12 protein-coding genes are annotated in these 12,489 nt (G+C 51.9%); 7 read left to right on the top strand and 5 right to left on the bottom strand.

What is annotated here, in order from left to right:
* The first annotated feature begins 108 nt into the window (after window positions 1–108).
* Complete coding sequence (locus C0081_RS22035) at window positions 109–885, top strand: 16S rRNA (uracil(1498)-N(3))-methyltransferase (protein WP_101535885.1); 777 nt, start codon at window positions 109–111, stop codon at window positions 883–885.
* Window positions 886–961: 76 nt separating this feature from the next.
* Window positions 962–1,609 (top strand): LysE family translocator, encoded by a 648-nt coding sequence (locus C0081_RS22040; protein WP_210200593.1) that lies wholly within the window; start codon window positions 962–964, stop codon window positions 1,607–1,609.
* Between the two features lie 58 nt (window positions 1,610–1,667).
* Here the strand turns inward: C0081_RS22040 and yghX are convergent, their stop codons facing one another.
* Window positions 1,668–2,555, bottom strand: a complete 888-nt coding sequence (yghX, locus tag C0081_RS22045) for a YghX family hydrolase (RefSeq protein ID WP_101535886.1) — start codon at window positions 2,553–2,555, stop codon at window positions 1,668–1,670.
* 363 nt (window positions 2,556–2,918) lie between these two features.
* Here yghX and C0081_RS22050 point away from each other — a divergent pair, with 363 nt between their 5' ends.
* A complete protein-coding gene (locus C0081_RS22050) occupies window positions 2,919–3,875 on the top strand; it encodes a DMT family transporter (protein ID WP_101535887.1) in 957 nt (318 codons plus the stop codon).
* Here the strand turns inward: C0081_RS22050 and C0081_RS22055 are convergent.
* Window positions 3,872–4,420 carry a MarR family winged helix-turn-helix transcriptional regulator gene (locus C0081_RS22055; protein ID WP_101535888.1) on the bottom strand — a complete coding sequence of 183 codons (549 nt, stop codon included), beginning with the start codon at window positions 4,418–4,420 and terminating at the stop codon, window positions 3,872–3,874. The genes C0081_RS22050 and C0081_RS22055 overlap by 4 nt on opposite strands.
* Before the next feature lie 218 nt (window positions 4,421–4,638).
* Here C0081_RS22055 and C0081_RS22060 point away from each other — a divergent pair, with 218 nt between their 5' ends.
* Together C0081_RS22060 and C0081_RS22065 are read left to right on the top strand one after the other, a co-directional pair.
* On the top strand, window positions 4,639–5,610 hold the full coding sequence (locus tag C0081_RS22060; RefSeq protein ID WP_101535889.1) for a DMT family transporter: 972 nt from the start codon (window positions 4,639–4,641) through the stop codon (window positions 5,608–5,610).
* Between the two features lie 199 nt (window positions 5,611–5,809).
* A complete protein-coding gene (locus C0081_RS22065) occupies window positions 5,810–7,189 on the top strand; it encodes a glutamate--cysteine ligase (protein ID WP_101535890.1) in 1,380 nt (459 codons plus the stop codon).
* A gap of 73 nt (window positions 7,190–7,262) precedes the next feature.
* On the opposite strand, the gene C0081_RS22070 is transcribed toward C0081_RS22065, so the two are convergent.
* A complete protein-coding gene (locus C0081_RS22070; RefSeq protein ID WP_101535891.1) occupies window positions 7,263–8,207 on the bottom strand; it encodes an oxidoreductase in 945 nt (314 codons plus the stop codon).
* 504 nt (window positions 8,208–8,711) lie between these two features.
* Between C0081_RS22070 and C0081_RS22075 the strand changes: the two genes are divergently transcribed.
* Window positions 8,712–9,650: a DMT family transporter gene (locus C0081_RS22075; protein ID WP_101535892.1), complete on the top strand. Its 939-nt coding sequence runs from the start codon at window positions 8,712–8,714 to the stop codon at window positions 9,648–9,650.
* A 57-nt stretch (window positions 9,651–9,707) separates the two neighbouring features.
* On the opposite strand, the gene C0081_RS22080 is transcribed toward C0081_RS22075, so the two are convergent.
* Window positions 9,708–10,592, bottom strand: a complete 885-nt coding sequence (locus C0081_RS22080) for a LysR substrate-binding domain-containing protein (RefSeq protein WP_101535893.1) — start codon at window positions 10,590–10,592, stop codon at window positions 9,708–9,710.
* 395 nt (window positions 10,593–10,987) lie between these two features.
* Here C0081_RS22080 and C0081_RS22090 point away from each other — a divergent pair, with 395 nt between their 5' ends.
* Window positions 10,988–11,326: a DUF1127 domain-containing protein gene (locus C0081_RS22090; protein WP_101535895.1), complete on the top strand. Its 339-nt coding sequence runs from the start codon at window positions 10,988–10,990 to the stop codon at window positions 11,324–11,326.
* A 167-nt stretch (window positions 11,327–11,493) separates the two neighbouring features.
* Here the strand turns inward: C0081_RS22090 and C0081_RS22095 are convergent, their stop codons facing one another.
* Window positions 11,494–12,423, bottom strand: a complete 930-nt coding sequence (locus tag C0081_RS22095; RefSeq protein ID WP_101535896.1) for a hypothetical protein — start codon at window positions 12,421–12,423, stop codon at window positions 11,494–11,496.
* Window positions 12,424–12,489: the final 66 nt, after the last annotated feature.

Raw genomic sequence — 12,489 nt, forward strand, 5'->3', positions numbered from 1 at the left:
GTTTTGTTAATCTGCTAGAGCTAAGACATCAACAAAGGCCGGATTGGGGTTGCGTAGAGAAAACAAACAGCGCAAAAATCGCCTTGATAAAAATGAGAGTAGTTTACCATGTCGCACTATGATTTCAAAAGCCAGCGCCTGTGGGTCGAACAGGATATCGCAGAAAAGATCGCGATTCCCTGTGATCGCGCTCAATCCAACTATTTGCTCAACGTGTTGCGCATGGATGAAGGCGATGAAATGCTGATCTTCAATGGCCGTGATGGCGAATGGAAGGTCGAGGTTCGCCCGCTAGGCCGCAAGAAATGTGTGCTTGTGCCGATAGAGCAACTCCGCTCACAGCCCGTACCCAATGCGAGCGATTTGCACTATCTCTTTGCACCGCTAAAATCCGCCCGCATTGACTATATGGCACAAAAAGCCGTGGAGATGGGTGCAAGCCAATTGCGTCCTGTCTTCACCCAGCACACCCAAGAGCGCCGTCCAAAACTAGACAAGATGCGCTCTAATGTCATTGAGGCCGCAGAACAATGCGGCATTCTCGCGATTCCTGATGTGACCGAGCCTGTGACCCTGAGCAAATTGTTGGAAAGCTGGGAAGACGGTGAAGACGGTCGCCACATCATTTTTTGCGATGAGGGCGAGTTGGGGAAGAACCCGTTGGCCATTCTGGATAGCTTGCGTGGGGAAGGGCGGTCAGTGCCTCCGCTCGCCCTGTTGGTTGGCCCAGAAGGCGGCTTCTCCGAACCAGAACGCGAACAATTGCGTGCGGCCACTTTTGTGACACCCATTCCGCTCGGTCCCCGAATTTTGAGGGCCGATACCGCCGCAGTTGCCGCTATGGCCATTGTGCAAGCGGTGCTGGGCGATTGGACTGGTGAATAAAGGTCACAGCTTGCCAGCTGTCCCGACATGGGCAGCCGAGCCTTTGCGGACAAATATTTAGAAATGAGACGATGCAATGATTATGTCAACGGACGCTTGGAGCCTGTTCTTGCTTGCGTGCCTGATGCTCAATATTGCGCCGGGACCGGATTTGGTCTTTGTCTTCTCGCGCACGATGAGCCACGGCAAAAAGATTGGCTTTGTCGCGTCTCTTGGGGTCGGGTCGGGGGCGTTAGTGCATGTTTTTGCCGCCGCTTTTGGCGTGTCCGTCATTCTGGCAACATCGGCAACTGCTTTTGTCATGGTCAAATATATCGGTGCCGCCTATCTTGTCTCGCTGGGGCTAAAGGCGATTTTCAGCCGAGAAGGAACAATATTGCGCAATGGCACTGATACCAAACAAGTAAATCCGTGGACTGTTTTTCGCCAAGGTGTGCTGATTGATGTTTTAAACCCAAAAGTCGCGCTGTTTTTCCTCGCCTTCTTGCCCCAATTCATAGCCCATGACGCCAGCCAAAGCTCAGCGCAGATTTTTATTCAGACCGTCATTTTGGGCTTTATTGTTATTGCTGTGGGGTTTGTTGTCGAGACGGCCTTAATCCTCACCGCCGCACCTTTGGGGGCATATTTGCGCAGCAATCCCAAAATTGCTTTGTGGTTAGATCGCAGCTTCGGTGGAATGCTGGTCTTTCTGGGTGCCAAATTGGCGTCGAGCGATCAATAGAAAAGGGGCGACTGTTCAGCCGCCCCAGAAAGTCCTGTTCCATTGAGACCGAAGCCGATCAGACCAGATTGGCCTTGAAGAAAGCTATTGTGCGATCCCACGCCAATTTGGCGGCGGCCTCGTCAAAGCGCGGTGTGGTGTCATTGTGGAACCCGTGGTTGGCTCCTTCATAGATATGGGCTTCAAAGGCTTTGCCGTTTTTCTCCAGCGCTGCTTTATAAGCGGGCCAGCCTGCGTTGACCCGCTCATCCAGCGCGCCATAATGCAGCAGCAACGGCGCCTTGATGTTGGGCACGTCGCTGGCTTCTGGTTGGCGACCATAGAAGGGCACGGACGCAGCCATATTGGGATAGGCCACGGCCAGCGCGTTACAGACACCGCCGCCATAACAAAATCCAACAGCCCCGACTTTGCCAGTCGAATTTTTATGCCCGACCAAATATTCAAAACCGGCAAAAAAATCTTCCATCAGCTTGGTGCTATCGAGCTTCTTTTGCATCGTCCGGCCATCATCGTCGTTGCCAGGATAACCGCCCAATGGGGTTAGCCCGTCGGGACCCATGGCTAAAAATCCTGCCTTGGCGGCGCGCCGGACGACATCCTTGATATAAGGGTTGAGGCCACGGTTCTCATGCACCACCAAAACAGCAGGCAATGGCCCTGCAGCGCCGGCAGGAGCAGCCATATAACCATTTATTTTGCCATGCCCGTCAGGGCTCTCGTAAGTGATACCGGAAACCGTGATGTCAGCATCGTCTTCTGCCACTTGACTGGCCAACGCATAATTGGGCTGCAAGCTTTCCAAAACGGCCATTGCGGTCACGCCAGCGGCAACATAGCGGGTGGCTCCGGTCAAAAAGGCACGTTTGCTCATTTTTCCGTGCACATAGCCGTCATAAAGCTCTAGCAAACGCGGGTGAAAATCACTTGCATTCATTCTTTTCATGTCAGAATTCCCTATTCAAGGCGATGGTGTAAGGCAACTTTCGCATGCACTGAATTATGCGAAAGGGCGCCGATACCAACGGGTTACATCCTGATTTAGGATAAGGAGGCATTGTGCGATTAATATGGTTTTCTACTTACAATATGCCAAAATTAACCGTCCCCGTATCACATTGCAGTGATCTGTTTATGCTGGTTGCATCATGTGCCATTGCCATCAGAACCATTTTGATCTCACTTGATCACTATGCCACAGTATTAGTGACTAAGAGGCAAGACCCTTATCAGAACTGATCAACGCGCTTGGCCATTTGATCAAAAACTTTCACTTGTTCCCGTTGCGGCTCTCAACTAGCGTCTGGCCATGAGTAAAACGACGGCCGCATCCCGCGACATGGCCCGCGGGGACAATCCTATGCTTGGCATCGCCTTGATGCTGGCTTTTTGCATGGTAATCCCATTCGGAGATGCCCTGCTCAAGCTTCTTGGTCAGTCCGTCCCGGTAATGACGCTGCTCATTGCACGTTATGTCATGCAAGTCTTGTTGTTGGGGCCAGTGATGTTGTGGCAAAAAAGGGGAATTGCGCACATTGTCAGACTTCCAAGTCAGATCTGGTGGCGGCTATTCTGGCGAACGGTCATGCATATTGCTGGTATTTCTGGCATGTATTTTGGGCTTCAGCATTTGCCATTGGCAGACACAACCGCGATCGCATTCATCTTTCCTATTCTGATGCTGTTTGCGAGCCATTTTTTCCTCAAAGAGTTTGTCGGGCCGCATCGCATAACTGCTGCGATTGTTGGTTTTATTGGCACGCTTCTGGTCGTCCAGCCCAACTTTGTGGAAGTCGGCGCAAATGTGCTTTGGCCCATTGGAACGGCCTGCACCTTTGTGGTCTTTATTCTAGTCACGCGCCAAATGAGCCGAGGCATTGATGCGGTTTCGATACAGGTGGTGTCTGGGGTAATGGCTCTGATTATGCTGCTGATACCGGTGTTGCTGCTCAATGGCGAGTCGTTTGCCTTTTTTGATTTGGGATGGCCATCTGCCATTGAATGGTGGATGCTTATCGGGTCCGGTGTCTTCGGCACTGTTGGTCACCTGTTGATGACGTCTGCCATTAGCTATGCGCCTTCTGCCACTTTGGCTCCGATGCAATATCTCGAGATACCTTTTGCGACCTTCATTGGCTGGCTGGTATTCTCAGACTTCCCCAATCAGCTTGCTGCCATCGGCATTGCTGTCACTATTGCTTCGGGTCTCTATATGATCTATCGCGAGCAAAGGGCACAGAATATCAGCGGCCAAGGGACGGATTAGGGTTTAGGGCTGCCTTTTTCTGGTGGGTCCATAGCCTCCACGCCTGAGAGCAATTTGGCGATAAGGCTGCTCAGTTGTTCTTGCTCATTGCGACTGAGGGGGGAAACAATCCTTTGTTCGTTGGCCAAATGGGCGTCGACAACCTCTTCGATGAGAGTGAGTCCCTTGTCGGTCAGTGCCACGATGGTGCCACGCCTGTCGTCGGGGTTGGGGTGGCGCGCGATCAGCTTCGCCTTTTCCAGTCTGTCCAATCGATTGGTCATGCCACCGGATGACACCATGGTTGCGTCATACATTTGTGAGGGAGTGAGGGCATAAAGCCCTTGTTCATTGCGCCCGGCACGACGCAGGGTCGCTAACACATCAAACGCACCGGTTTGCAGACCATAGTGCGCAAAAAGCGGTTCGATATGGCCGGTTCGAATCACTTTGCTCGCCTCACCAATCCGCCCGATCAATTCCATAGCCAAAAAATCCAGCTCCGGTTTTTCGCGCCGCCACTGACTGGTGGCAAAGGTTGCTCGGTCGACTCGTTTTTCTTGCATGTCCCTGTTATCCTTCAAATCTTCAAAAGCATTCCGCGGAGCAATGGTCTGATTTCCTTGAGTTTATAAGCAATGTTAACATAGATCAATTTATCTTTTCATAAAGTATATTGACATTAAGATACTTTATGAAAAGATAAAAATCTCTTATCGCATGTTCTGGACATCGGTGTTGATGTCCCCGGCCGGTGCCTTGCACCAACCAAATGAGATACTCAATGACCCAAGAAAACGCCCCAGCGCTTGAGTGCGCATCAATCGGTGAGGTTGACGGATTGCCAATCACCGAGCCGCAGTCTGCATTACACTCTCGCTTTCTCGCTATGTTGCCCATTTTTTTGGTGTTGATCGTCGGTAGTCTATTGGCCCTATCCTTGATTTTGGGAAAAATTGCCATTGGCGCAGGTGCAAGCCCCTTGACCTTCCTGAGCCTGTCTATGCTCGGATCTGGGTTGTTCTTGTGGGCTGTCAGTTTTGTCAGAGGTCAGGCTGCGCCGGTCAAGGGCCGCGTGCTCGAATATGGTCTGGTTGCCGGATTGTTGTTTTTGCTGCCTAATGCCGTGGGTATTCTGGCCGTGCGCCACGTCGGAGCGGGCTTCCTAGCGTTGACAATGCTCTTTCCGTTGCTGATTACCTATTGTTTGGCATTGATCATTCGGGTTGAACGGTTTGCCATGATGCGGGCCATTGCGTTGTTGTTTGGGCTGGCTGGTGGGTTGTTACTTGCTGTCTCAAAAGCCAATCTGGGTGATGCGCCTCTTATCTGGATTTTGCTTACCATGTCTGCCCCGCTCATTATTGCTGTGGCCAACCTTTATCGCACACTGCGTTGGCCCCACGGCATATCACCGGTGTTTCTTGCTAGCCAAATGCTGTTCGGCGCTGGCATTCTTTTGTTGCCTTTTGCTTTGTCCTTTGAGGGCACGCAAGCCGTATATACCGCCATGAGCCGAGGCGTGATGCCTATTCTTGCGGGTCAACTGGCAACATTCAGCTTGCTTTATTTGCTCTATTTCATATTGCAAAAAGTAGCGGGGCCTGTTTATCTCAGCCAAATCGGGTCTGTCGCGGCTGTTGTGGGAGGCGCTATCGCTGCATTCGGATTGGGCGAAGCCATGCCGCCCAATCTGGCCATTTCCGCCTTGCTGGTTGCTGTTGGTATTATTCTTTTCCAACGGGGGAGGGCATAAAAGGTATAAATCTGGGCAAAACTGTCTCACAGCAGGCAAGTGCCGGTTGGTCACAAATCTTTGATTTTGTTCACAAGGGTTTTTGCAGATATGGACACTCACCCATTGTAACAACAAGGGTGAGTCCCTAACTTGTCAGAACGCGCTTTGGCATTTTGCCCTGTGCGCGCCCTGCCAATTCTGCAAGGAGCCCGGTTTCATGGCCGCATCCGCAAAATCCGCTGTTCCGTTAACTCTGGACAATCGCGCCACTCTTATCGAAAGCCTTTCCTCGGGTGAAAAGCCGAAGGAAAACTGGCGCATCGGCACAGAGCATGAAAAATTCACCTTCTACAAGGACAGCTTCGAGCCTGTGCCTTATGAAGGAGATCGCGGCATCGAGCGCCTGTTGTTGGGCATGGAAGGCCTCCTCGGCTGGAAACGCATGGAGGATAAGGGCAAGATTATCGGCCTTGTGGATCCCATTGACGGTGCTGCCATTTCGTTGGAACCCGGCGGGCAGTTTGAATTGTCAGGTGCGCCACTCGACAATCTCCACCAGACCTGCCGAGAAGTGCACAGCCATCTGGCTCAGTTGCGCGAAGTGGCCGACCCTCTAGGCATTGGCTTCCTCGGTCTGGGTGTTTCACCCAAATGGCATCTGGACGAAATTCCCGTCATGCCAAAGAGCCGTTATGCCATCATGATGAACTATATGCCCAAGGTTGGTAGCCGTGGGCTGGATATGATGTTCCGATCTTGCACTATTCAGGTTAATCTGGATTTTGCGACCGAAACGGATATGGTGCAGAAAATGCGTGTCGGCGTGGCACTTCAGCCCATTGCGACGGCCTTGTTTGCCAACTCTCCCTTTATTGATGGCCATAAAAATGGTTTTCAATCGATGCGCGGTGCCATTTGGCACGATACGGATGCTGACCGGACCGGGATGATGCCGTTTGTCTTTGAAGAGGGCTTCGGCTATGAGCAATATGTCGATTGGGCGCTTGACGTGCCGATGTATTTCATCACCCGCGATGACACCTATTATGACATGACGGGGTTAACCTTCCGCGACTATCTCGGCGGCAAACGCAAAGATGACACTCCCGACACCATGCCCACATTGCAGGATTGGGAAGATCATCTGACAACGGTATTCCCTGAAGTGCGCCTCAAACGCTATATCGAAATGCGCGGTGCTGACGGTGGCCCGTGGCGCCGCATTTGCGCATTGCCTGCGCTTTGGACCGGTCTGCTCTATCATCAACCATCATTGGATGCAGCGTGGGATCTGGTTAAGGACTGGACCGAACAGGAACGCGAAGACCTGCGGGTCGCCGTTGCAACCCATGGCCTCAGGACGCCTTTCCGCGACACCAATGTGCTTGAAATTGCCAAGAAAGTGGTCGCTCTGTCCCGTCAAGGTTTGGCGGCGCGTGATCGGTTGAATGGTGCCAGTTTTGATGAAACCCAATATTTGGCAGCATTGGAAGAGACCGTCACATTGGGTCTTACCCCGTCTGATCAGCTGTTGATGCGCTACAACAACGAATGGGGTGGCAATATCAATCGCGTCTTTGAAGATTTCGCTTATTGAGCTGTTTCAATCACAATGCTCGACCAACAAAACCCGGCTAAATGCCGGGTTTTCTGTTTGCAAGAGACGTTTCTTATGCTCCGACCCTGAAGGTAATCCCAAGCAGTTCTTCTGACGCCTCCCAAAGTCGCTTCCAGTCGTCTTTTGCCAGCGCGTGGGCCGCAACAGGTGCATCGGTAACAGGCCCGCGCATTTGCAGAAAACCGGTCGGCCCATAATAGGCGCCGCGTTTTGCCTCAGCTCCGGCAGCGGCCAACACGAGTGAAACAGCACCAAGTGACTGGGATTGCGCCAGTATCGCATTGAGCGGTTTATACGCCAGCTTCCAAAACCCCGTTGGGCCTGTGCTTTGAGCATTTGTGGCCGCATATCCGGGGTGACAGGCGATGGCAATGGCGGGGCTGTGGGCCAACTGCAAACGGCGATCCAGCTCGAAGGAAAAAAGCAAATTGGCCAATTTGCTCTGATTGTAGGCCTTTGACGGGCTGTAGCCTGATGTCAGCATAAGGTTGTCAAAGGCAATTTGGCCACGATTGTGCGCAATCGAAGCGACCGTGACAACGCGGCCCGCGGCAGCTTCCACAAGATCGAGCAGCAAGCTGGTCAAAAGGAAATGGCCAAGATGGTTTGTCGCAAATTGCAGTTCAAAGCCATCGGCGGTTATTGTCCGGGGTGTCCGCATGATACCCGCATTGTTGATCAAGCCGTCAATCCGATCTGTCATGCTGCGTATTGTACTGGCACAGGCTCTGATGGTGGACTGATCAACCAAATCCAGATGAACCAGCGCAATATCGCTTTCGATGGTTCTTTCTAGATTGGTTTTTGCCGCTTTTGCGTGTTTGGGGGATCGGCAGGCCAAAATAAGATCCGCACCAGCCTCACCCAACATGCGCGCGGCTTCAAACCCGATGCCTGAGTTGCCTCCGGTGATGACAAAGACTTTGCCAGAAAGATCGGGCAGGCGGTTTTCACGCCAGTTTTCTACGTCGAGTGACGAAACACAGTGAGCTGTCATGGGATCGTTCTGACCAATTTAAAAATTTCTGAAAAACAGAGCCAACAAGTAACAAGAAAAATCAACAAAATCCATTTCTATCTATCATGTCGGAAAATGCTTGTTGCGCCTTTGTCGAGGAGTTCAACGCAGGTCGTTTATCGGGCCAAGAGAACCGAATTGCTCAGAACAGTGCGTTCTAGATCCTTCTTGTCTGATTTTAGCCGCGATCAAAACACCCAGCCAAACCGATATACGCAAGGTTCGCAAACCTGTGCTCTATCTCCTGATCACAATCGACAAAAGGCTGCCCCGTATCGGGAACAGGTCCAGGCCCATCCATAATAAGATTAGATGGTCAATTGGAATACTCAATCATAAGTTCTGCTGATCAGTTGAGTTTAATTAGTCATTGGATTTGATTAATTGCCCTTGATAATGTGACGAGCAAATTATTGGCGCTGTTAGCGCGTGAGACAAAACGCAGGTGCGCTATTTAGCCAATAGCCTACAAGGAACATTCCAATGAGCGACGTATCTGTCACCGCCCCTTCTGCCGAGCCATCGAGTCGCTTTGGCGTCCTGTCTGGCAAGGATATTGGGCTTTATGGCTTAATGATATTTGTCTGGGGCACCAGCTGGATTGCCATGGCGAGCCAAATCGGTGTTGTGCCCCCTGTGATCACCGGCATCTACCGTTTTTTCATCGCTACCAGTGCCATGTTCCTATGGGCCTATCTTGGCAAGTATCCGTTGCAGTTTCCGTTGCGGATACATTTGCGGTTTGCGCTGCTGGGTGTATTTATTTTCTCGTCAAATTTCGTGCTGTTTTATTACGCGGCTGGCTACATGGCATCCGGCCTTATGGCAGTGATTTTCTCACTCACCAGTTTGGTAAACATCGCACTGACCGCGCTGTTCTTTGGACAAAAGCCAAGCCGCGTTGGTATTATCGGGGCACTGATGGGATTTTCTGGGATCGGCTTGATCTTCTGGCCCGAAATATCGGTTCATGCCGGTGGTGACGACATTCTGATCGGGCTTGGTCTGGGCATGGCTGGGACATTGTGCTTTTGCATGGGCAACATGGTGTCGGTTGCCAACAAAAAACACAATCTGCCGCTCGTCAGCTCCAACGCGTGGGGTATGTTCTATGGTTTGCTCTGGATGATCTTCATTGCGCTGGTTCTTGATGTCGAGTTTGTGATGGACTGGAGCGCTAAATACTGGATCGCCATGGTATGGCTGTCTATTGTTGCATCTGTCGTTGCTTTCTGGGGCTATATGACGCTGCTCAATACCATCGGTCCAGCCCGCGCTGGCTATTTGACCGTGCTGTTCCCGATTGTCGCTTTGCTTCTCTCGACCCTTTTCGAGGGCTATCACTGGACACTGCCCGGCCTCGTTGGCCTTGGGGCTATCATCGCGGGTAATATTCTGGTGATGCGGGGCAAGAACAGCTGAGTGGATTTACAATACCGTTGCACGACCTGCGGCTTTGCGGCGGCAGGCACCGTGCAGCTATTCCGCCGCCATAATACCGCTCACATTGTCCAGCGCATTGACAATATGGGCAGCAAGCGCGTTGTGAATTCTGTCCTGAGCTGCATCTGAACGTATCAAAGCGATGTTGCAATGGGGCAATTCGGGGAACCCCTCGCGGTGGCTCAGAACCCGCATATCCGACATCAGGGCACTTTCTGGCAACACCGCAACCGCCAGCCCTGCAACCACCGCGCCCGATGCCGCTGCTGCGGATGAACTCACATAAGCAATGCGATAGTTTTTTCCTGCTTTAGAAAGAGCCGTGGTCGCACTGGACCGCCAGCAACATGACTTGGTGCCCAGAGCCAGAGGAACTGTTGATTGGCAATGAACCGAATGATGGGCGGATGAAACCCAAAGCAAAGGTTCAGAGCGAATGATACGGCCATTCTTTTCATGTGTGCTGTCACCATGTGTCACGATACCAAGATCCAGACGCCCTTCTTGTATACGGCGGTGAATGCAAGAACTTTGCTCGCAGACCACTTCAATCTCAATATTGGGGTGAGTGGTCGCAAAGCTGGCAAGAACCGTGGGCAAAAGGCGGGGCGCATAATCGTCAGGAAGCCCTAGGCGGACCGTACCTGCCATCGCGTCGGTGGAAAAAGCCGCAATTGTTTCGGCATTGAGCGACAGCATGCGTCGCGCATAGTCAAGCAGCCGAACGCCAGTGTCAGTCACACGACTTTGTCTTCCATCGCGCACGAATATGGTCTGACCGACCCGTTCTTCCAACCGGCGCATCTGCATCGAGACAGCTGACTGGGTTTTGTTCACTTGCTCGGCTGCTTTTGTGAAACTGCCGGTTTCGGCAATGGCGATAAAGCTGCGCAGCTGATCAAGATCCAAAAGAGCGTTCATAGGTTGGCCTCCAATTGCCAGACGATGGTCGAAATACGCTGCTTTTTGAAAATCATCAGCGACGCTTTAGGTGTTATGGCAATCTATCACAAATTTCGATGAATTCTATAAAAAACATTCGTTGGATTTATTTCAAACAATTGGCGATAGTCACCTCAACACTGAAAAGCGGCCGATATGGCTCTCAATTTCAACTTGCCAAACAGGGCAGGGAGCGGTGTTTTCGTCCTTGTTTTGTTGCTGATTCCACGACGGTGCAGCACACAAATAGAAGGGCAGGCGGATGATCGTTTTGATGGCTTTGTCTTAAACTCTGGGCGCCAAGAAACAATCACCCAAACGCAAAGGATTAGCCCGACAATCGGGTCTGACCACAACGAATTAGGAGACGACCCATGCTGATAGCTGCTCTTTATAATGCACTGTCCTTCACCGCAGGCGGCATCCGTCGCCTTGCATCCCCCTTTGCGATCATCCTCCGCAATCGCGCAGCTCTCAAGCATATGAGTGAATTGGACGATAGAACCCTTGCGGACATTGGATTGACACGCAGTGATTTGATCACCGCAAGTGCGCGCCCCTTATACAGCGATCCGCTGTTGGTTGATCCATTTGCTGCACGTCGTCGGATTCATGCCAATGATCTCAACACATTGGCACGCTTGCCGCGACAAGTCTCCGAGCAAACCTATTGTGTTAAACCCGTGATTTGTTCTGCGACGCCTGCGGAATAGTAAGAGGGCGTCGGCGGTATTGCACAATGATTCCGCATGCTCAAAAGTTTTTGTCTTAGCAGCCGGGGATCTTCCTTGAGATCCTCACCCCTTGGCCCGTCACTCTTGGCGGGCCTTTTTTTGTTTGGATTTCGAAACGTCCGGCCTACCCAGAGGCTGAGAAGGGCTTAGTCTGAACTGTCTTTGGTTTTGTCCGAAAATCCCGCCTGATAGGTTTCAAACAGGCTGTTGAGACCCTTTATATAAGTGGCTTGCAGGTCAAGGTTGGCATCCCGCACCTTTTGGGCGTGGTCCGGTTCTGGAGGGGTCGGCGCGGCCGCTTTAGGGAAAAAACCGGCCAACAGACCATCAAAGGCCGCTGCGAACGGGCTTGGCAAAGCTTCCAGTTCTCGATTGGTTTGCCGAAAACTACGCCGCCCCATATCTCCTAAATAATCAATCCATCCCGCTGGATCATCCGCGGCCGGAACGGCAAACTGCGGCATGAGTGGCATCAGGCCATAGGTCGTCAACATTGGAAACAGGGTCTTGAGCTGACTGCCCGGAATTCCCGTCTTTTTACTGGCTTCACGTATCAATTGTTCCTGTGCGATTTGGCCAAGGAATGCTTGATAAAGCTTTTCCATAGGGACCGTCTGTCCGCCCAGAATGCTAAAGGGAAAGGCGCTGTTGTCGGCAGGGGGCGATGCGCTGAATGCTTTGGCCGCTTGGGCGCTTTGAGACGTAAACTCCTGCATGGCATCGACCATCTCGGCTGGCCAAAAACTATCAAAGGATGGCGTTTGATCCAGACCGGACTGCGCACCAAAGGATGGGGATTTGTGTGACTGACTGCGTGCCTTCTGCAGACCTTCAAGGAAAACTGGCATCAACACGTCCCCGGCAGCTTCCAGATCTTTGCGATCCACGCCCGAGACTTGAGCTATCTGCTCTATGGCGCTACGGCCATAGAGGCCTTCCAAAAAGCCCAGAAAACTATTCGAATCTGCCATCATCCACCCCAATTCCACCAACTCTGTACCCAGAGCTCGCATGTATGGTCGCTCACCAACAAGCAATCCATCTGAAGGGCTGCTAAAGACCAATATGGCGTGCATTAACAGCCCAAGCCTCCGATCAAATCAAAGCATGCCCTTCATTGAGGGGAGCGTCAAGCAAAGCGG

The sequence above is a fragment of the Cohaesibacter celericrescens genome (assembly GCF_002866925.1).
Taxonomy (GTDB): domain Bacteria; phylum Pseudomonadota; class Alphaproteobacteria; order Rhizobiales; family Cohaesibacteraceae; genus Cohaesibacter; species Cohaesibacter celericrescens.